The following is a 21,028-nucleotide window of genomic DNA, read 5'->3' as shown; positions in this document are numbered from 1 at the left end:
TCCCTATTCAAACCGCGCCATAGCCTTGAACAGCAACACATCCAACGGCATGTAGAACACGTGCACCAGCACTACCAGCATAGCAATCAGCACAAGCCCCGCGATGATCAGCAGGTTGCGCCAGCGCCGGCGCTTGGCCAGTTCCGCCTGGGTGGTGATGAACGGCACCGTGACCAGCACGCGCTTGCCCAGCACGCTTTCCAGCGCACCGACGCCACGCACCCGTTGATTGAGGATTTCCAGCAGCATCACCAGCGCACCGCCACCTGCCGGTGCCAACACCAGGCCCAAGGCAGCGATTTTCTTGCGGTTGGGCTTGATTGGCTTCTCGGGCAGCAGTGGTGGTTCGAGCAGCACGAAGCGCTCTGCCTTGTTTTCCTGCTCCAAGCTTTCGGTAATTTTCGCGCCCATCTCCTTGGCGCGGATTTCCTCGTACTTCTTGCGGGCGTTGTCGTGGTCACGCATCAAGGTGACCAGGCCACGCTCGACTTGCGGGGCTTCGAGAATCTCTGCCTCGTAGCCTTCCATCTTCTTCACCAGCTCTCGCTTTTGCTCGGCCAACGAAGCGATGCGCTCCTGGGCGGCGCCGATCCTTGCACGAACGCGGGCCACGTCAAGGCTCACCGAAGACGCAGCCTTGCTGTTGCCGCCACTGGCTTCGAGCGCCTGGATCTTGCGTTTTACCGCCACCACATCCGGGTGCGCTTCTTTATACCGGCTCAGCAGCCGGGTGTACTCGGCCTTGAGGCTGGGCAGGTCCTGCGGCAGGTCTGCACTGGCCGGCCGCGTACCGTCGGCCTTGGTGGTCAGCCCGGCATTGGCTGCGGACAACTCAAGCTCGAGGTAACGCAGCTCTTCCTGCGCCGTCTTGTAGTCGCGGTCGACCTCCCTGAACTCAAGCTCCGAGCGCGACAACATGCTCATGCGCAGCGATTGGTGCTCGGGCAAGGCATTGGCATGGGCTTGCTTGAAGTCTGCCAACTGGTTCTCCAGGCTGGCGAGTTCGGCACCCAGTTTGTTCGCTTCCTGGGTCAGGAACTCAGTGGTCTCGTTCGCCCGCTCGGTGCGCTGCTTCAGGTTTTCATTGAGAAACAGCGTGACCAGTTCGCTGGCCACTTCCTTGGCGACTTCCGGCTTCTTGTGTTCGAACGACACGGTGAAGGCGACCGTGGCCTCACCGCGCCCTCTGACGAAGGTACTGAGCGAGGCGACCACGATGGCATTGCGCATCTGCTCGATCTTGTCGCTCTCGCTGAGCTGCTTGCCCTTGTCGGCGAACAGGTTGTACTTGTCGATGATCCGCAGCAGGTTCTCGCGGGTCATGACCCGCTGGCGGATGACCTCGATGCGCTCATCGGCAAAGCTGTTGTTATTCGCCGAGACCAGCTCCGGCGAAATCTGCTGCGACTCCACCAGAATGGTGCCGGTGGACTGATAGATAGGCGGCACACTCAGCGCCACCACCACGGTGGCGGCAAGAATGACTACGATACTGATCCCCAATAACAGGGCCCGATCCTTGATTATGGCGATGTAATCTTTGAGGGAGAGCTCGTAGTCAGACTTCATAAAGGCCACCAGGCTGAAGTTCAGAGGTCGGGGTACCTATACGTCAACGTCAAACCAACAATCGTAGCGGTCGCATCGGGTGCATCATCCTGGCGCCGTTCCTTGTACATCAACGATAGGCGCAGATCCCAAAAAGGCGAAAATTCCCGGCTGGCCCAAATGCTGTAGGTTTGCAGGGTATTGGGCGTTTGCCCCTTGCTGTCTTGCCATGACGCATCGGCCCCGACACGGGTCAGTTCGTTGACCGCATAACTGTAGATACCGCGCACCATGTCGAGCTGGGCAAAACCACCCTCGGCACTGGCGACCGTGCTGCGTTCGGCGCTGAAACTGGCATCGGAGCGCACCCCGGTATACAGCAGCGAAGCACCGCCCTCACCGCGCCGGCCGCCCTCGGACCCGGACACCTTGTTGACCCCCAGGTGCGCATCCGCACTCAGGCGTTCGGAAAACTGATACTTGACCCCGACCGCAGGCGTGTAACTGTTGGAGGCCGTGGCAGTAAGGTCTTCCTCGGGCTCATAACGCCTTGCGCCAAAGCGCGTATAGAGGTCGGCCCGCTCACTCCAGGCGTAGGTCCAAGTGAATACGTTGCCCAGTTCGTTGTAGCCGGTCAGGGTGTCGATGTCATAACGGGCACGGGTGTACTTGGTTTCGTTGGACAACGTGCTGCGCTCGGTGATGGCGCTGCTCCAGTTGCCTGCCAGCGAATACAGCTTTTGCGTGCCATCGGTCGTCACCACACCGGTGTCCTGGACGGTGCCGGATAACGTGGAGCTTTCGTTGTAGAGGGCTACCAGGCCAAAACGCCCTTTCTCGGTGTCTCGCTGCCAGCCAAGGCTCACGTTCGGGTCTTCGCGGTCGTCGACGATGTCGGTGTCGGACGAGCGCAACACCTGCATGCCAAGACCCAAGCGCAACTCGTCGCGGTCGAAGGTACCGACCAGGGTGTAGTCGGGCGCGATGATCGTGCGCGTAACACCCTTTTCTTCAGACGACAGCAACAAGGGGTTGCTGTCGTATTCGACCGAGGACGGCACCACCACCGAGGACTGCCAATTTGCTGCCTGGACCGCGTCCGTAAACGGCAAGACCAAGATTGCCGTTGCAATGCTAGTTGTTCTTAGAAGAGGCATTAAGTGTTCTTATTAAGGCAAGATCAAGGAACGACCAGCGTATCGCCAGCCTGAAGTTGGATGTTGGTGGACATGTCACGCCCGGAAACCAGGTCCTTATATCGCACGGGCAGAATCTGTTGTCTGCCCTTGTCGACACGGACCACCTTGATGGCGCTTTCGTCAGCGAATTTGTCCAAACCACCCGACATGCTCAAGGCCTGCAATACGGCCGTGGGGCCCGCCATCTGCACGGGCCCGGGCTTGATCACCTTGCCCTGCACATAGACCAGGTTGCCGGCGATGCTCTTCACGACAACGCTGACGTTCGGGTCGGGGAGGAATTTTTCGAGTTTGGCAGCGACCTGTTTTTCGACTGCCGTGACATCGAGGCCGGCGACATCGATTCGCCCGGCCAAGGGGAAGGTGATACTGCCATCGGGAAGTACGGTGGCCTCCTGACGCAGGCTCTCCTCTTGCCAGACAGACACCATGACCACGTCGCCAGGGCTGAGCAGGTAACTTGCGTTATTTTCGAGGGCGTTGCCGGTACCGGACCACAGCATCAGCACGCAAAAAGCGGAACACAATGAACGTACCATGAGGGTCCCTCCGGCCTATTGGCCCGACAAAGAGCACTGAATGAGAACGGCACACAAACTCTCGCTCCACTTCGCAACCGTACCACCTGCTGCGACGGCCTCAACCATCCTGGAGGCCCTGTAACTGACGCTGCGAAGCCCTGACCCACCAGCACGCTGCGCTACCCTACGGCTATTGGCAATTACTGGCTACTGGAATATAGCAACAGTTGGAAAATTGACAAGCCGCCCGCGGCAGCGAAAAGTCGTGCATCAAAGCACAGTCGTCAAATTACCGACGGCACTGAATGCGTGTGCTATTGAACAACCGTTAAAGACGTACTTTACCCTGCCGACGCGTTGCGTGTTTAAATCTTTCTTCTATTGGCAACCGCCACAAAACCAATCACCGCGAAGGCGAAGAACCAACCTGCCGTTGCGACAGGAATGACACTGTTTTGATTGACATAAGAATCAGCAGCGCGTGCTGCGCCACTTAAAAGCACCAACAAGAATATTGATTTTATGAACAGTGTCGAGCGCATAACCCCCTCCTATATAGAGGATAATAAAAGTATTTATATTTGGGTTTAGCGGGAGACTTCCTCGCTGTTGATTTGAGCTTATGGGCACAATGACACTACGTCAATGATCCGACACCATAATAAATCTCAATGAACGAGGGGTGACTTCGTCAAAATGCCGTCACACAAAAAATGCAAGCGCCCAAGGCAGTTGCCTGACACTTTCCACTTCGCTGTAAGAGACTGAAATGCCTAAATTTTCTAAAACCTCGGCCGCCCGGAAGACCCCAGCGGTGTGCGATATCGGCAAGGGAAGGCGTTAAGCGTGGAACCGAGTGCGTTTCATCGGTGAGAAGGCAAATGCCAATCGTTGAGCTTGCGAACCGAAATCTGGCGCTTTTCAACCAGGCACTGACACGGACTATAAGGGCATCAGATCGAGGGTGCGTTCCACTTCCTCGATGTCGATCCTGAAGCCATCGCCCTCCGGCATGCCCACCACAAAGCCGAAGTGCTGCTGGTCGCGATCCGTCAGGTACTTGTAATAGCTGACAAAACGGTTCGGAGGCTGCAACGTCAACACGCTGCCGCCGGTTTGCAGCACGTTGACGCCGTGAACCAACTGGCTGCCTTCAACCCCGACCACCACTCTGGCGCCGGCACAGGCTGCAATAATGCTCGGCACGTCGGTCTTCAGTGGATCGACAACGCGAAAGCCCCGGGTCTGGCGCAGGTGCTCTGCAATCGCCTTTTCATTACGCAGGAAACGCAAGTCGCCGTCGCCCCCACGCAAAATGAACACGCCGGGGTGCGGCTCATGGTTGACGTGCGAAAGCAGTTTTTCACCCATGGCCCGGTAGCGTAAATGCCGGCTGCGGTTATTGCTCTGATCGTCAAACAGCACCAGTTCACGGAAAAACGCACTGCGCAGACGTAGGGGCTTCATGTCTAACCAATCTTCATAGGCAGGCGCCTGGGAAAACAACGGGTAGCGGGCTGATGGCGCCGTGGTCACCGGTACGCCCTCGTTACGGGCCAGTGCGTAAGTGACACAGTCTTCCATCAACCAGGTGCCAAACCACGAATTGCCATTTTGCGTGCAATAGATGGCCGCTCGTTCGATTTCGTTCTCGACGACAACCCGCGGAAAGGTACTGGGTTTCAACGATAACCAATGGCTGGCCTTGCCCTTGTAGAGCGCCCCGTCTATGAGCCAGACGTCCTTGATCAAGTAGCCGCGTGTAGGCCCCTGCACAACGCTGAGGCCGCCTTCCATGGTGCGCGCAGGATGCACATAGGGGTAAAACCGCTTGGCCTCCCACCCCGTCACCCGCTCGAGCTGATTGGGCAAAAAGAATGCTGGCGGGGAGAGCGTTGTTTCACCCGGCGCAATCTCCCAGCTTTTTGACGCGATGCTTTTCAGGTCGACCGCCGAATTGCGGGCGAGTCGCTTACGTGCCATGTACTTGTAGGCAGCGAGGGTCCACTTATGCCGTTTGCCGGCGGACGGTGCGCTGAATTTCGACATATCGCTTCCCATGAAGCTGCTCCCCCGGGTGGCGTGGCCACTGGCGCTCTGAATCAGTTGGATGTGACCCTTTCCATCGTCGGCGGCGACTGTAAGTTGGCGTAACGCGTGCGCAAGGTTTCAATAAAGGACTCCCCCGAACCGGCGGTGCCATAGAGGTAGATCTTGTGCAGCCCGCCAAATACCATTTCATGGTATCGGCTGGCGACCTCTTCCTCACTCGGCCCATCTGGCAAGCCCAGGTGCAGGGTCAGTTTGTCGCCTTCGACAGCGAACATCGGGGTTTCCCAAAGAAACTTCGCCGTGCCGGTCTTGGGTAGCCTGACGAACAGGTAGGCATGGTTGCCCAACGAATCGATATCGCCGCCGCGCCTTCTCTTCCATTTCAGCAAGCCGTCATCCGGCCGCGCCAGGCACAGGCCGATATCGTAATAATCAAAGCCGTGTTGCAACGCCCACTCCAACGCCATGAACGTGGTGATAGAGTTCACTTCCCGCAGTTTTTTCGCATCTGAAAACACCGCCTCGCTATAACCAAAACGCAGCGTGCTCCAATAACGTTTGCCGCCGCGCGTCACTTCACACCCCAGGTGACAACCAATGACTTCGTCGCCCAAGGTGATCAGGTCCAGACGCCCTACATGCTTGGCGATGCGAAACACATCGTCTGTGGGGAACTGCGCGGCATGAATACCTTGCCTTGCGGTGGCATAGGGGCGCAGTAGCTGGCTGTCGGCCATTGCGATTTCTTCATCCGACAGTGTCCGCCTCATCTGGTAGAGCGGTCGGTTCTTGCGAATGCTGCGGCGCAATTCGCTGTCGTAGCGTGCGGTAATGTCCTCCAGCGGGCGCCCCAGCGGTACCACGGCGCTCAGGTAGTGCGGCACCGACAAGGCCCCGGTGGTGGGCAATTCACTCACCAGCACCACATGGGTCGACGCTTCAGGCTCTGCACTGTCGGCGGCCACCGCGCCGGTGCCCGGTACCTTGCCACCAATCAGCAACTTGGCCATCTCGCGCTGATGCTTACGGCCGATGTAGAGGATTTCGTAGGGGCTTTCCTGCTGCAGCCGGAACCTCGCGACTTCCCACCGCCAAAAACAGGCTCGCCCAAGCACTTCTCGTATTTTGCTGGAGAGCAACCTGATCTCGTAGCGCGTGGAGGGAGAGATGAGTTTTCGTGCAAGAGCCGCCAAGTTCTCTTTCATGCTGGTTCGACATCCTTTGATGTTGTCTAAGGGCAGATCAGCAAAAGATCACAGTTGACTGCAATAAACACACCCAACGCGCTGATATATAAAAGATTGCTTACGAAACATCACTCTCACATTCAGTAACAATTTAAGATGCAAGGCCATGCTTTGGCAAGCGGCACTTTGACAGCATGAACACCTATTTTATGACGTCAAATTTCTTGTTTGCATTTGATGACTTTATGACGCTAACCCATGACGTATGTTCAGTTAAGCGCACTACTCGGCTACCACCTGGTTATTAGCAATTGCCCTTTGATACTGGCTCCTCATAAAGGAGCATCCACATGCCCGCCCTCTCTACGCTCGCCCCCCATCAAGACCTGCTCAAGCAACAGCTTCCTGCCTGGGCCCATCGAATAGCGGCCTCTCAATGGCAGCGTTTGAAACAAAGCCATGTACCGGCCTATTTCACCCAGGACTGGTTCGCCAATGCCGCCCCTGCTCTTCGCGAGGCTGTACAGCGTAGCCAATCGCGCCTGTTACGCTCGCAAGCCACGCTCGCTCGCTCGCTGCGGGGGCTTGAACAAGTTGCCGAATTCGCTGAATCGCGACTCAAAGCTTGCCTCGCCGAGCGGGGCTGCACGGCACCCTTGCGTGGCACTGAGCTGCTTCGGGTAGAAAGCACCTGGCATTGGATAGGGCTGCGCACGCTTTACAGTCATCGACGCGACAATCTGCTGCAAGCCGCACTGCAGAACTTCGCCGACGACGAGTCCTTCACGCCCCAAAGTGCCATCGCCCTGAGCGCCAATATTCATGTAACAGCCGCCGAGGTGCAGGGCATCGCGTTCACCGGCGCGCAAACGCCCGCATCGCACTTTGCGATGCCCACGGAGCACTACCTGGTGGATCCATTGCCGCTGGCACCCGCTTCGTTCGCCGCGCTGTGTCGCACACTGGACTTAGGGGGGCAATACCAGACTCATCTGGATCAGCATTTCGCCAAGCCCCCGGTACGTGAGCAGGCAATAGCCGTGTACAAGGACCGGTTGCGCCTGGCTGCCGACCTGGCCTACCTGCGCCATGAACTGAGCGGTGCCACGCGTGACCACGTCGACCTTTTGTTGCAGGGCGATAATCTGCCGTGCTGGCAACTGGCGTTATTCGGTATCACGCTGCACGAGGTCATGCTGATCGAAGCAGGGCGCGCCGGGCTGCTGCTCTATCTGCCCGGCCACGAGGCGCTGCGGCTAGTTACCGATCTTGATGCAGTTCACGACGCATTGGCGGCCCTGTTGCTGGAGCCCGCCACCCGGCAGATGTTCATGGCTTACATTGAGCAGAGCCAGCATCAACACTTTCTCGACTTGCTGCACCAAAACCTTGATGCCTCGGGCACGTCTGCCGACGACCAGGCATGGTCGCGGGCCAGTCATGCAGACCTGCGCCCGACGCGGCTAGCCATCACCGAGGAGCCATTCGGTTTCTATCAGGCGCAGCACGTAGACCGCCTCAAGCGCGAAGCACGCCAACTGGCGGTGCCGACGGCTGAAGCCGATGCCAAGGCGCGGGCGAGCCGTCTGCAAGCGTGGGAAGACCGTGGCCTGGATGCGCTGAACCTGGCCGGTTTCTTCATTCCTGCCGTGGGCACGCTGATGCTGGCGGTGACAGCGTGCCAACTGCTTGGCGAAGTGTACGAGGGTTATGAAGCCTGGCATCAGGGTGATCGCCATTTGGCACTGGGCCATCTGGAGGCGGCCGGGCTGAGTCTGGCACTTGCCGCTGGCTTGGCGACTGCAGGCCACGTGGTGCCGAAGCTGTTCAAAAGCCCGCTGCTGGAGCAGCTGCAGGAGGTGCGCAGCAGCGATGGCGGCTACAAGCTCTGGCAACCTGATCTCACACCTTACCGCAGCGACCAGCCGTTACCGGAGCACGTACAAGCCAACGCACAGGGCCAGTACCTGCTCGACGGCCGGTATTTCATTCGCATGGATGGCCATCTCTACGAGCAACGCCTGGACAATGAATTACAGCAATGGCGTATCGTCCACCCCCATGTGCAAGACGCTTGGCAACCCCCGCTGGAACACAACGAACAGGGCGCTTGGCGCGGCTGTCATGAACAGCCATCACAGTGGTCGTTCGCGGTACTGATACGTCGTTTGGGGCAAGACTACCCTGCGCTGACGGCAGACCAACTTACCCTGGCAGGCCGCATCAGTGGTAGCGATGCAGCCAGCTTGCGCCGCGTACACCTCGAGGGGCAGCCGGCACCTGTGTTGTTGCTCGACACCTTGCAACGTATGGCCGCGCAAGCCGAGGCGCAAGCACTGGGTGGCGACGCGCCAGAGGCCTTGTTCGCGCGCCTGTATAACGGCGAGGGGCCCATCGAGCCCGCAACAGATCGGTTACTGCAGGCCTACCCTCGCCTGTCGGCCGCACTGGCCAGGCGCTTGCTGGCGCCACTGGACGCTGTAGAAGCACTGGCCTGGGAACACGACGCAACGTTACCTGCCTGGCTGCGCCAACAAATTGAACATACACACAGCGAACTGCCTCTTGTACGTGCCTTGGAAGGCGTGCTGGTGCCGGCTCGGGCCAGTGCCGAAAGCGAACGCCTGCTGTTCAGCGCCCTCGCTGACTGGCCTGACTGGCCGCGCGATGTACGCCTGGAGCTGCGTGCCGGTAGCCCCGAAGGCCCGCTGCTCGACAGTGTTGGCAGTGACCAGGCCAGGCGCATCTGCCGGGTCATCAGGTCTACAGAAGGCTATGAAGCTGACCTGGGGCAGCGCCCTGCCCCCGCCACGCGGGACCAGGACCTGTGCCGCGCAATCGAACAGGCGCTGCCGCAGGCCGATCGTGGCGCACTGGCGATCACCGTGGCAGATGGGGGTTCGATACGCCAGCGCATCCAGAGCTGGGCCAACGAAAACAGGGAGGCCCTTGCGCAAAGACTGTGGGGGCATGGCGCCATGCGACGCGCGCTCCCCGGCCAGCTACGTGGGGGGCGCCCGCTTGACCCCGAACCACCGCACCCGCGCCAAACGAGTTCACTGGCCGGGGCCTACCGCCGTCTGTACCCCAATGCCACCGATTCAGAGATCGAGGATGCGCTTGAAAGCGGGCAAGAAGATGATGAGACTGAGGACAATTCCCTTCTCTCCCCCACACAAAGACTGCGCGACCTGCAGCAACGTCTGGATACCCTGCGCCGCGACCTGCACGAGTGGGCCCGCCTCGACCCGCAGCGCCCACACCAGCGGCAGCGAGCGATCCGCCCGATCGTCAACGCCTGGCGGCGCCTCTCGACGGTTTCGCTCGGGGACGGGGGGCGCATCTACAGCCTCGACCTTTCCGGCCTGGAGCTTGAAGACCAGGATTTGGCCAGCCTGGTCTTGCCGGACGACTTCACCCATGTGGAGCACTTGTCGCTGAGCAATAACCCCTCGCTCAGCCAGTTGCCCGCAGTGCTCCATGAGCGCCTTCCCTGGCTGAGACGTTTGTTGCTGTCCAAATGCCGCTTCAATTCACTACCCCGTTTGGCCAACCCTGGCCGATTGACCTGGCTCGACCTGGACAACAACCGCATCACTTGGGACTACCGCGCACAAGCATCCTTGAATCAATGCTCCGGGCTCGTAGTCCTCGACCTTTCGGGCAACCCACTGCTGGAGGCCCCTGACTTGAATGGGCTTGATCACCTGAAAACCCTGTTCCTGAATGATTGCGGGCTGACCGAGTTACCCGCAGGCCTGGAGCGGATCGCCGAACCTATGGTCCTGGACATGTCGGGCAACCAGTTCCTGAAATTGCCCGACGGCTTCAGCCTCCCGGAACCGTCCGCCCAGGCCCTATGCCTGGAAAGTGAATGGCTCGGCGAAAGCGTGCTTGCACAAATTGATGCTTACAACACGGCCCATCAGGTCGATCTGCTGGTAAGTGAAAGTGACTATGACGAGTTCTTCGAGCAAACCGGGCCTGAGGAAGCCGCACTTTGGCAGCGCTTTCCGCTGCAGTATCGTCGCGACCTCAGGCCACTGCTCGGCGACGATTTTTTTCGAAGCCAGCCCCAGCAAGCGCGAGCGGAATTCTGGCGCCGCCTGGCAGCCATCGATGCTGATCAGGTACTGCGCGAAGAATGGCTGACCCACCCGCCAGCCAACCTGTTCCAACTGCCACTGTGAAGTGATCAGCAGCCGCGCCTGTCACCCAGGTGACAGGCGCTGCCGGCGCGGGTTGCGCGCTATCCAGCCGTGCAATTCGGCGGCGGGCATCGGCCGCCCGATCAGGTAACCTTGCCCCTGATCGCACCCGGCATTGCGCAGAAAGTCGTACTGCTCCTGGGTTTCGATACCCTCTGCGGTAATGCGGTACCCCAGGGCATGCCCCAGGTCGATGATGGCGCGGGCAATGGCCACGGCATCATCGTCAACCGGCAAGTCCTTGATGAACGCGCGGTCGATCTTCAGGTGATCGATAGGCAGCGCGCGCAGGTAGGCCAGTGATGAATAGCCGGTACCAAAGTCATCCACCGCAGTGGCCACCCCCATGGCCTGCAATTGCGCCAGCACCGCACAGGCTTGCTGCTGGCTCTCCATCAGCAGGCTCTCGGTAATCTCCACTTCCAGCAGATGGGCGGGCAACCCATGGCGCTCCAGGGCCACCGCCAGGCTCGACACATAATCGCTGCGCTCGATCTGCAGCGCCGCGACGTTGATCGCCAGCGGTCCCGGCAGGCAATCGTCCATACGCCATGCCGCCAACTGCGCACAGGCCAGTTCCAGCACCCGCTCACCCACGGGGATGATCAACCCGGTACGTTCTGCCAAGGGGATGAACTCGGCCGGTGATACCAGGCCGGCTTGCGGATCGCGCCAGCGCAGCAGCGCCTCGGCACCCTCCAGCCTGCCGCTGAACAGGTCCACTTTGGGCTGGTACCAAAGCTCGAACTCATCGTTGTTCAGCGCCCGGCGCAAATTGCGCTCCAGTTCCAGGCGTTGCTGCAAGCGCGCAGTCATGTCCGGGTGGTAGGGCCGCCAGGTGTTACGCCCGCTTTCCTTGGCGGCATACATGGCGGTATCGGCGTGGCGCAGTAGGTTGTCGACACCTTCGCCGTGCTGCGGGCACCAGGCCAGGCCGATGCTGCCGGTAACCAACGCGGCATTGCCCTTGAGGTCGAACGGCCGTTGCAGGCAGCGCAGCAGGTGGCACAGTTGGTGGCTTATCTGGCCCTGAGTGCCCTGGAGCATGAACACGAACTCGTCGCCGCCCAAGCGGCAGACGCGGTCGTGCAGGTCCAGTTCCTGCAGAAAACGTGCGGTGGCTTGTTGCAGCAGCAGGTCGCCCATGGCATGGCCGAGGCTGTCGTTGACCTGTTTGAAACCGTCGATGTCGAGTACCAACACGGCCAGGCCGTGCCCCTTGTTGATGGCCTCGGCCAGTTGCCGCTGGAACAGCACCCGGTTGGGCAACCCGGTGATGGTGTCGTAGTGCGCCAAGCGCTCGAACTGCGCCTGTGAGTGGTGCAGCTCGCGGTTTTGCTGCTGCAGATGGCGCTGCTTGCGCTTGAGCCGCACGGCGTACAGGCCAAGCAAGCCCGTGGCGGCAACGACCAACCAGAACAGCGGCGAAGCCAGCAGTGCGCACGTCTGTTCATCGCAAAACGGGGGGCTGGATGTGATCATAGGCCTGCGCACGCACTCGGTTAGTGCTGTATCGGCGCAGCGCAGGCAATGTTGAGCCAGACTGGTGTTTTTCCTGCGGCCGGTGCATGCTCGAAGCTGAAGCGTTTCACCTGGCACGCAATCCGCTCAGATATGTGAGGTGCAGTACCCATGAACCGTCTGCTCGATTCACTCTTCCCCACTGCCGACAACATCCCCGACACCTGGCGCCTGGAAGCCCCCCTGGAACAACGCGACTACTTGGTGAACGGCCAGCTCAAGCGCTGGGACGGCCCGCTGGCCACGGTGCGCAGCCCGGTCTGGCTGAAGCAGGCCGACGGCGAGCAGCAGGTCGTGCTCGGCAGCGCCCCGCTGCTTGACGCCGACACCGCCCTTACCGCGCTGGATGCCGCCGTGCAGGCCTACGACAAAGGCCGCGGCGCCTGGCCAACAATGCGCGTGGCCGAGCGCATACAGCACGTCGAAAGCTTCCTTGCACGCATGCGCGAACAGCGCCAGGCGGTGGTCAAACTGCTGATGTGGGAAATCGGCAAGAACCTCAAGGACTCGGAAAAAGAGTTCGACCGCACCTGCGACTACATCGTCGACACCATCAATGCACTCAAGGACCTCGACCGCCGCTCAAGCCGTTTCGAGCTCGAACAAGGCACCCTTGGCCAGATCCGTAGGGCGCCACTGGGCGTGGCACTGTGCATGGGGCCATACAACTATCCCCTCAATGAAACCTTCACAACGTTGATCCCCGCGCTGATCATGGGCAATACCGTGGTGTTCAAGCCGGCCAAGTTTGGCGTGCTGCTGATTCGCCCGTTGCTCGAAGCTTTCCGCGACAGCTTCCCGCCTGGGGTGATCAACGTCATCTATGGCCGCGGCCGCGAGACCGTCAGCGCGCTCATGGCCAGCGGCCTGGTCGACGTGTTCGCCTTCATCGGTACCCACAAAGCCGCCAGCGACCTGAAGAAACTGCACCCACGCCCACACCGCCTGCGCGCGGCGCTCGGCCTGGACGCCAAGAACCCCGGCATCGTGCTGCCCCAGGTCGACCTGGACAACGCCGTCGAAGAGGCCGTCACCGGCGCCCTGTCATTCAACGGCCAACGCTGCACTGCGCTGAAGATACTGTTCGTCCACGAGGATGTGGTCGAGGTCTTCCTGGACAAATTCCAGCGCAAGCTGGCCGCGCTCAAGCCGGGCATGCCGTGGGAGCCAGGCGTCGCGCTGACGCCTTTGCCGGAGCCGGGCAAGGTCGACTACCTCGACGGTCTGGTGGCCGATGCCACGGCCAAGGGCGCCCGCGTCATCAACGAAGGCGGCGGGCAGAGCCGCGGCTCGTTCTTCTACCCCGCCCTGCTCTACCCGGTGAACCATGAAATGCGCGTGTACCACGAAGAGCAGTTCGGGCCGCTGGTGCCGGTGGTGCCCTACCGCGACCTGCAGACCGTCATCGACTACGTGCTCGACTCCGATTACGGGCAGCAGCTGAGCTTGTTCGGCAACGACCCGGCGACCATCGGCAGCCTGGTCGATACCTTTGCCAACCAGGTCGGCCGCATCAACATCAACGCCCAGTGCCAGCGCGGGCCAGACACCTACCCGTTCAACGGCCGCAAGAACAGCGCCGAAGGTACGCTGTCGGTGCATGACGCTTTGCGCGTGTTCTCGATCCGCACGCTGGTGGCGACCAAGTTCCAGGAAGCCAACAAAGCGCTGATCAGTGAGATCATCCGCAATCGCCAATCGAGCTTCCTGACCACCGACTACATCTTCTAACCCGCCAGCGCTTAATGGAGAAATGGCATTTGCATTGGTCGCCAAGCTGTATAAACATACAGCTTCGCGATCAGTGTCGGCCTTGCCCTCGCAAGCGGCCAGCACTGCCAATGCAAAAGGAGGCCATACCATGCCAGCCAAACCCATCCCCGAAGGCCAGCACAGCATCACCCCTTACCTAGGCATCAAGGACGCCGCCAAGGCCATCGACTTCTACAAGCAGGCCTTCGGCGCCATCGAAATGTTCCGCCTCGACGGCCCTGACGGCCGCGTCGGTCACGCCGAGCTGAAGATTGGCGACTCGTCACTGATGCTCGCCGACCCGTGCGACATGGAGGGCGGGCTTACCGCCAGCCAGCATGTCGATGGCGCGGCCATCGGCCTGCACCTGTACGTCGAAGACTGCGACCAGGTCTACGCCCAGGCCATTGCAGCGGGTGCCACTGCGCTGCGGCCGCTGCAGGATCAGTTCTACGGTGACCGCAGCGGCACCCTGAAAGACCCGTTCGGCAACCTGTGGTTCATCTCCACGCACAAAGAGGACCTCACCCCGGAAGAAATCCGTGCCCGCGCGGCCAAACTGTTCAGTGGCAACTAAGCCGCCGGCTGCGCGCCTCAAGTTGAAAGTGAAAGCGCTTTGCTTGAAGCTTGGGGCTCGTAGCTTGGAGCTGCCCGTCAATGCGTATCATCGATAAAACCGCCGCGCAGGTGCGCAGCCTCACACCCGCCGAAGAAGAACTGCTGGTTGGCTTCAGCACAGGGACGCTCGTCGGCCCACGGCTGCTGCAGGCCAACCAGTTGCTGATGAAGGTGCGTAACGCCAACCAGTGGCTGGCCTGCGACTGCCGCAAAGACGCCCTGCCGGTGCTCAACGTGACCCTCAATGGCAGCACCGGCACGCTGTTTTTGAAAAACAACCCCGGTACCGCCGAGCATGCACCGGGCTGCCCGTTCACCAAGGACGAGCGTGAAGCCGCAGAGCGCGAAGACGACCCTGCACCACCCGCCGCGTGGCTGCCACCCGATACACCGTTGCGCCTGATCGGTGACTTTCGCCCGGCCCAGGACAACGGCGGCGGTGATGGCAATGAGCGGCGCGAGCAGCAACGGTTGCTGTCGCTGTTGCTGACCTGGGTCGAGATCAGCGGCCTGAACCTCTACGCCACCCACCTGAAAAAAGACCTCACCGGGCAGTTTGCCGAATTGCGCAGCGTTGCCAGCCGCTACCCGCTGCTGGAGCGGGTGCCGGCCAGCAACTACCTGGAAACCCGCCTGGACATGAAGCACATGATGATGCTCAAGGCCCGGCTGCGCGAGGCCACCGTGTTCGGCAACCACCGCCGGCATGGCCTGATGCTCGACTGTGTCGACCAGATCAAAGGGCGCAAGCTGTTCAACAACCGCAGCGACGAGGGGTTCGACTTCCAGGGCCATCACCTCTATTGGGGCGGCAACCGCACGGCCGGCCCCCTGTTGGCATTGGCGCTGTACTCGCCCACCAGCGCCGGTAGCCATTTCTACGAACTGATCCATGTGGCCAGCGTACCGGTGCTGTCGCGTGCCCACCTGTTCCCGGTGTACCGCGATGAAGAGCGCGAGCCGCTCAAGGCGCTGGTGTCGCTGATCGACTGGATGGCCAGCAAGGGTGTGAAGGTGCAGATGCGCCGACCGGTGATCGGCGGCCAGGTGATGGATGAACTGGTCCTGACGTCGGATCAGGACCGGGTGCTGTCAGTGTCGCTGCTGGAGCAACCGATCGGCCCCGAGCCGGATGCCGAGAACTTCAAGCGCTACGCCGACTTCAAGAGCCTGGAGACCTTCCGCAAGTTTGTGGCGGGTTTCTTCATGCGGGAGCGCTGAAACCCTCAGGTGTTGGATGTGCGTCCAACACCTGAGGTTGTACTCAGATCAACCAAGAAACAGCTGGTAAGCCGGGTTCTCGGTCTCGTCCCAATAGCGATACCCCATCTCGTCCAGTGCCTGGGGCAACCTCGCCTGCTCATCGGCCGGCACTTCAAGTGCAGCAAATACCCGCGCTTCTGCGGCGCCATGGTTGCGGTAATGGAACAGGCTGATGTTCCAACGTTTGCCCAACCGCTCCAGGAAGCCCAGCAGCGCACCTGGCCGCTCCGGGAACTCGAAGCGCAGCACACGCTCATCCGCCCCAGGCGCGGCATGCCCGCCCACGGTGTGGCGCACATGCAGCTTGGCCAGTTCGTTGTCGGTCAGGTCGAGTACGCTGTAACCCTGCTCGGCGAGGCTGGCCAGCAGCTTTTCACGTGGGTCGTGCAGCGGGTGGGTCTGCACCCCGACAAACAGACGCGCTTCCTTGCCCGGGTAGTAGCGGTAGTTGAACTCGGTGATCTGGCGTTTGCCCAGTGCCTGGCAGAAGGCGCGGAAGCTGCCCGGTTGCTCGGGGATGGTCACGGCGATGATCGCCTCGCGCTGCTCGCCCAGTTCTGCCCGCTCGGCCACATGCCGCAGGCGGTCGAAATTGACGTTGGCGCCGGAGTCGATGGCGACCAGGGTCTGCCCCTGCACACCCTCGCGGGCCACATACTTCTTGATACCGGCCACGGCCAGGGCACCGGAAGGCTCGGTGATCGAGCGGGTGTCGTCGTAGATGTCCTTGATCGCCGCGCACAGCTCATCGCTGTTGACGGTCACCACCTCATCGACGAAGTGCCGGCACAGCTCGAAGCAATGGGCACCGATCTGCGCCACCGCCACACCATCGGCAAACGTGCCGACCTGGGGCAGGATCACCCGTTCGCCTGCGGCCAGCGCAGCCTGCAGGCAGTTGGAGTCTTCCGGCTCGACGCCGATCACCTTGACCTCGGGCCGCAGGTATTTCACGTAGGCGGCAATGCCCGCCACCAACCCGCCACCGCCCACCGGGACGAAGATCGCATGCAGATCACCCGGGTGCTGGCGCAGGATCTCCATGGCCACCGTACCTTGCCCGGCGATCACGTCCGGGTCATCGAAGGGTGGCACGAAGGTAGCGCCCTCTTGCTCGGCCAGCTGCAGGGCATGGGCCAGTGCGTGGGGGAAGCTCTCACCGTACTGCACCACGTGGCCACCCCGCGAACGCACCCCTTCGACCTTCAGCGAAGGTGTGGTGGTTGGCATGACGATGGTGGCTTTCAGGCCCAGGTGCGAAGCTGCCAGGGCGACGCCCTGGGCGTGGTTGCCCGCCGACGCGGTGATCACCCCGCGTTCACGCTGGGCCGCTGTCAGACGCGACAGCCGCGTGTAGGCACCGCGGATCTTGAACGAGAACGTGGGTTGCAGGTCTTCACGCTTGAGCAACACCTGGTTGCCAAGGCTGGCAGACAGCGCTGGCGCTGGCTGCAGCGGTGTTTCGATGGCCAGGTCGTAGACGGGCGCTGAGAGAATGCGCCGCACCTGCTCCGAGAGTAGCTGCTGGGGCGTGGGCGGGGTACGCAGGTTGGCGCTGAAGCTGGTCATCGATGACTCCTTGGCTGTTTTCACGGTGCCCAGGAGTCAGAGAGTAAAAACCCGCCTCCAGGGCGGGTTAGGTGCACGTACGCGCTAGCCCGCCAAACTGATAATGGCGGTAATAATAATGGCGTTCACGTGCGGGAATGTGTTCATGGGGTAAGAACTTATCCCGCCACATGGCAGCAAGTCAACACTTTGCCTGCTGCGCCGAAAGCGGCACATCGAAGACCTTGTCGAAGCCCCACTGGAACACGAAGGCATAGACGAAGAAGAACACGAACAGCGCCAGGTTGGTCAGAAACGCCGCCCACAGGCTCACATCCAGCCACCACGCCACCAGCGGCAGCAGAATCACCACCAGCCCGCCTTCAAAACCCAAGGCATGCAAGACCCGGCGCATGAAGGTGCGCTTACGCTGCTGCTGACGCGCCTCCCAGCGCTCGAACGCCCAGTTGAAGGCCATGTTCCAGCTCATGGCAATGCCCGACATGAGCACCGACAGCGCGGCCGATTGGGCCATACCGGCAGCAAACGCCAGTTCCAGCGCTGGGGCCACGCAGGCCACGGCGATGGCTTCGTAGAGGATGGCCTGGACGATTTTGCGTGCCTTGCCTTGCATGTTCAGCTCCCTGAAAAACGACCTACCAAGCTACAAGATGTGGCCCACAAGAAAAAGGCTGAAATTCATATCTGACTAACCGTTCAATAAAAGGCTCGACCGCACTGTGCGCCGCTGTGGCCTGCCCAGCACGTATTGGACAACCCTGTATTGGGCTGCTTGTACAAATGCCGTGCACGCAGCGACACGTCATGCACCTTCGTCCAGGGAGCCGTACGAGGACCACGCATGAGCCTGCATGCCTCAAAGGAGCTCACCGATGCTCAACTGCGCCATGGCCACCACCTGGACCCTCCTCAGCCCGTTCTACGGCACCAACATCGACCTGCAAGACCTGGTAGCCGCCATGCTGATCAGCTACGCGCTGTTCATCAGCGGCCTGGTCATCTACAGCTACCTGCGTATCCGCCAGGCCAAGCTGCACAACTTTTATATGTCCAAGGTGCTGCTCGACCAGGCTTACGACATCGACAACTTCAAGCAGGTCAACGACCGGTTTGGGCATGATGTTGGCGATGAGGTGCTCAAGCGCGTGGCTCAGCACATCAAGGCGTCAATCGTAGGCCATGAATTCGCCAGGCTCGGCGGCGAGGAGTTCGTAATCTTCTTCCATGGGCTGGATCAGCCGGCTGCCGATCGACAGGTTGCGGCGTTGTGCAGGCGTGTACGTGAAGACCGGGGGGCGCATCCGGTGACGATCAGCATCGGGCTGGCCCGGGTGGACCCTGCAGATACCTTGACCAGGGCGCTGGTCAAGGCGGATCAGGCGTTATATGAGGCCAAGCACAACGGTAAAGATCGCTTCGTGCTGTGGACTGCCCAGCAGAGCGAACCTACCCACCCGCAGGCAGGCGAATCCTGAACTGCGCCCCGCCCAGCGCAGACTGCGCCACCGTCAACGTGCCGCCCTGCCCTTCGATGGCCCTCCGGCTGATCGCCAGCCCCAGGCCGAAACCACCGGTATTGCGGTCACGGCTACGGTCCAGGCGATAGAACGGCTGGAAGATCCGCTCACGTTCTTCAACCGGAATGCCGATCCCGTCGTCCTCGACCGTCAGCAGGCAAGCGCCGTCCTCTTCAAGCCGCAACCTCAACAACAGGTTTTCGTCGCAATAACGCATCGCATTGCGCACCAGGTTCTGCACCGCCCGGGCTGTCAGCCGTGGGTCGAGCACGAACCGCGGCAGCTCACGCTCGGCACGCACTTCCCACTGGATGCCGCGGCTGTCGAGCTCTTCGGCAAAGCCGCCAAGCACACTGTCGACCAGCTCCAGCAACGACACCTCGACCCGCTCACGGGCCTGGTCGGCGTTGTACAGGCGGCTGTAGGACAGTAGCTCGAGCACCAATTCGTCCAGCTCACGCACGTGCCCAACCAGCTCCAGCAGGCGCTTGCGGCTGGTGGGCGGCACCTCGTCGAACAGCAGCACAAGGCCGAAGTCCAGGCGAGTCAGCGGTGTGCGCAGCTCATGGGATACCGCATTGAGCAGCTCGCGCTGCTGGTTGACGTGGCGCTCCAGGTCGCTGGCCATGGTGTCGAACACCCCGGCCAGTTCGCCGATGTTCGAGTGCGGCGAGATGTGCGTGCGTTCCGCCATCTGCCCCTGGCCCAGGCGCCGGGCGGTCTCTTTGAGCCGCTCCAGGTCGCGCCAGTGCGGCCATACCCACAGCAGCAGGCAACCGAGCATGGCCGCGCCGATCAACACCGTGACGCCCCACGACAGCACGTTGATGTCCAGTGGGTCCGGGGGCGCATGCAGGCGCACCAGCCAGTCCTTGTCGAGCGGTGCCAGCACCGTCTCGTAATAGCCCCAGTCGGCGATGCGCACGGCGTACGACCCGTGCTCCAGGCGCGCCTGTTCATCCTCGCTCAGCTCGGCCTGGTCCCTGCGCAGCAGCTTGATTTCGAGCGGTGCGAAGGCGTCTGCCAGGTCTTGCTCCACCGCTGGCCAGCGCTCGCGCGGGGCTTGCTGGAACTGGCGCACGATCAGCGACTGCACGCCTTTGGCCTGGTCCAGGTTGTAGGCCATGAAGCGATCATGGAACAGCCCGACGATAGTGTCGGGGATGAACAGCAGCGCACCGGCGTAGGCGACGATGATCACCAGGTAGAGGCGCACCAGGATCTTCAGCATACTCGGTCAGCACTCCCACTCGACGCGGCTGAACAGGTAACCTTTGCCCCACACGGTCTTGATCTTGCGGGCCTCGCCAGCGCTGTCGTCGAACTTGCGGCGCAGCTTGGAAATGGCGACATCCACCGAGCGGTCGGTGCCGTTGAACTCGATGCCGCGCAATTGCTGGAGGATGCGGTCGCGGCTGAGCACTTCACCGGCATTGCGCGCCAGCACCACCAACAGGTTGTATTCGCCGCTGGAAAGCTCCACTTCTTCACCGCGCCAGCTGACCAGGCGCTCGGCCAGGTCGATGCGCAAGCAGCCGACCAGGATCTGCTCGCTGTCCAGGCGCGGCTCGTGAACGCCGCTGCGGCGCAGCAAGGTCCGTACACGCGCCAGCAGCACACGGGGCTCGCACGGTTTGGTCACGTAGTCGTCGGCGCCCATCTCCAGGCCCAGCACCTGGTCGTGGCTGTCGTCGCGGGCCGTCAGCATCAGGATCGGCAGGTTCTGCGATTCCTGGCGCAGCAGGCGGCACACCTGCAGGCCATCGATACCTGGCAGCATCAGATCGAGGATGACCAGGTCGGGTTTGTCCTGGCGCAAGGCCTCCAGCACATGATCGCCGCGGGCGATCACCCGGACATGAAAGTCGTTGCGTTGCAGGTAGCTGGCGATCAGTTCGGACAGAGCGCTGTCGTCCTCGACCAGGAGAATATTCGGCATAGGCGTTTGGGTAGCGTTCAGTGAAGACGTCGCCGGCCTCTTCGCGGGCTTACCGGCGAAGGGTCCAGCACACAGGGTTACAGGCAGAATATAGAATCCCCTATAGCGACAGGATTTTTCTTCACACTTTTTCA

15 protein-coding genes and 1 pseudogene are annotated in these 21,028 nt (G+C 61.2%); 5 read left to right on the top strand and 11 right to left on the bottom strand.

Annotated elements, in window-relative coordinates; translation table 11 throughout:
- Positions 1–3: 3 nt before the first annotated feature.
- The 6 genes from CKW22_RS21620 to CKW22_RS21600 form a co-directional block, all read right to left on the bottom strand.
- A complete protein-coding gene (locus CKW22_RS21620; RefSeq protein ID WP_033697640.1) occupies positions 4–1,569 on the bottom strand; it encodes a Wzz/FepE/Etk N-terminal domain-containing protein in 1,566 nt (521 codons plus the stop codon).
- Positions 1,570–1,589: 20 nt separating this feature from the next.
- Positions 1,590–2,705, bottom strand: a complete 1,116-nt coding sequence (locus tag CKW22_RS21615; protein ID WP_033697639.1) for a surface lipoprotein assembly modifier — start codon at positions 2,703–2,705, stop codon at positions 1,590–1,592.
- A gap of 23 nt (positions 2,706–2,728) precedes the next feature.
- On the bottom strand, positions 2,729–3,286 hold the full coding sequence (locus tag CKW22_RS21610) for a polysaccharide biosynthesis/export family protein (RefSeq protein ID WP_033697637.1): 558 nt from the start codon (positions 3,284–3,286) through the stop codon (positions 2,729–2,731).
- Between the two features lie 347 nt (positions 3,287–3,633).
- On the bottom strand, positions 3,634–3,810 hold the full coding sequence (eppA, locus tag CKW22_RS27615; RefSeq protein ID WP_077068395.1) for an EPS-associated small membrane protein EppA: 177 nt from the start codon (positions 3,808–3,810) through the stop codon (positions 3,634–3,636).
- Between the two features lie 400 nt (positions 3,811–4,210).
- Positions 4,211–5,329, bottom strand: coding sequence for a glycosyltransferase 61 family protein (locus CKW22_RS21605; protein WP_033697636.1), 1,119 nt, complete (start codon positions 5,327–5,329; stop codon positions 4,211–4,213).
- Between the two features lie 41 nt (positions 5,330–5,370).
- Positions 5,371–6,525, bottom strand: coding sequence for a hypothetical protein (locus CKW22_RS21600; protein WP_095065062.1), 1,155 nt, complete (start codon positions 6,523–6,525; stop codon positions 5,371–5,373).
- Between the two features lie 332 nt (positions 6,526–6,857).
- On the opposite strand from CKW22_RS21600, the gene CKW22_RS21595 reads away from it, so the two are divergent.
- A complete protein-coding gene (locus CKW22_RS21595; RefSeq protein ID WP_095065060.1) occupies positions 6,858–10,697 on the top strand; it encodes a leucine-rich repeat domain-containing protein in 3,840 nt (1,279 codons plus the stop codon).
- A 21-nt stretch (positions 10,698–10,718) separates the two neighbouring features.
- On the opposite strand, the gene CKW22_RS21590 is transcribed toward CKW22_RS21595, so the two are convergent.
- Positions 10,719–12,197 carry a bifunctional diguanylate cyclase/phosphodiesterase gene (locus tag CKW22_RS21590; RefSeq protein ID WP_095065058.1) on the bottom strand — a complete coding sequence of 493 codons (1,479 nt, stop codon included), beginning with the start codon at positions 12,195–12,197 and terminating at the stop codon, positions 10,719–10,721.
- A gap of 150 nt (positions 12,198–12,347) precedes the next feature.
- On the opposite strand from CKW22_RS21590, the gene CKW22_RS21585 reads away from it, so the two are divergent.
- The 3 genes from CKW22_RS21585 (at position 12,348) to CKW22_RS21575 (ending at position 15,827) form a co-directional block, all read left to right on the top strand.
- On the top strand, positions 12,348–13,967 hold the full coding sequence (locus tag CKW22_RS21585) for an NADP-dependent glyceraldehyde-3-phosphate dehydrogenase (RefSeq protein WP_033697633.1): 1,620 nt from the start codon (positions 12,348–12,350) through the stop codon (positions 13,965–13,967).
- Between the two features lie 130 nt (positions 13,968–14,097).
- A complete protein-coding gene (locus tag CKW22_RS21580) occupies positions 14,098–14,565 on the top strand; it encodes a VOC family protein (RefSeq protein ID WP_047583332.1) in 468 nt (155 codons plus the stop codon).
- 80 nt (positions 14,566–14,645) lie between these two features.
- Positions 14,646–15,827: a hypothetical protein gene (locus CKW22_RS21575; RefSeq protein ID WP_033697629.1), complete on the top strand. Its 1,182-nt coding sequence runs from the start codon at positions 14,646–14,648 to the stop codon at positions 15,825–15,827.
- A 48-nt stretch (positions 15,828–15,875) separates the two neighbouring features.
- On the opposite strand, the gene ilvA is transcribed toward CKW22_RS21575, so the two are convergent.
- Both ilvA and CKW22_RS21565 read right to left on the bottom strand, forming a co-directional pair.
- A complete protein-coding gene (ilvA, locus tag CKW22_RS21570) occupies positions 15,876–17,438 on the bottom strand; it encodes a threonine ammonia-lyase, biosynthetic (RefSeq protein WP_033697627.1) in 1,563 nt (520 codons plus the stop codon).
- Positions 17,439–17,619: 181 nt separating this feature from the next.
- Positions 17,620–18,051, bottom strand: a complete 432-nt coding sequence (locus CKW22_RS21565; RefSeq protein WP_033697625.1) for a PACE efflux transporter — start codon at positions 18,049–18,051, stop codon at positions 17,620–17,622.
- A gap of 268 nt (positions 18,052–18,319) precedes the next feature.
- Between CKW22_RS21565 and CKW22_RS21560 the strand changes: the two are divergent.
- Positions 18,320–18,913, top strand: a pseudogene (locus CKW22_RS21560) (GGDEF domain-containing protein); the annotation flags it as partial.
- On the opposite strand, the gene CKW22_RS21555 reads toward CKW22_RS21560, so the two are convergent.
- Both CKW22_RS21555 and CKW22_RS21550 read right to left on the bottom strand, forming a co-directional pair.
- Positions 18,885–20,186 (bottom strand): ATP-binding protein, encoded by a 1,302-nt coding sequence (locus CKW22_RS21555; protein WP_033697623.1) that lies wholly within the window; start codon positions 20,184–20,186, stop codon positions 18,885–18,887. The pseudogene CKW22_RS21560 and the gene CKW22_RS21555 overlap by 29 nt on opposite strands.
- Positions 20,187–20,192: 6 nt before the next feature.
- Complete coding sequence (locus tag CKW22_RS21550) at positions 20,193–20,894, bottom strand: response regulator transcription factor (protein WP_095065056.1); 702 nt, start codon at positions 20,892–20,894, stop codon at positions 20,193–20,195.
- Between the last annotated feature and the right edge of the window lie 134 nt (positions 20,895–21,028).

It is taken from the genome of Pseudomonas sp. Irchel s3f19 (genome assembly GCF_900187555.1).
Lineage (GTDB): Bacteria > Pseudomonadota > Gammaproteobacteria > Pseudomonadales > Pseudomonadaceae > Aquipseudomonas > Aquipseudomonas capeferrum.
The sequence above is the reverse complement of the archived record's forward strand: the minus strand, read 5'-3'. Positions and strand labels throughout refer to the sequence as shown.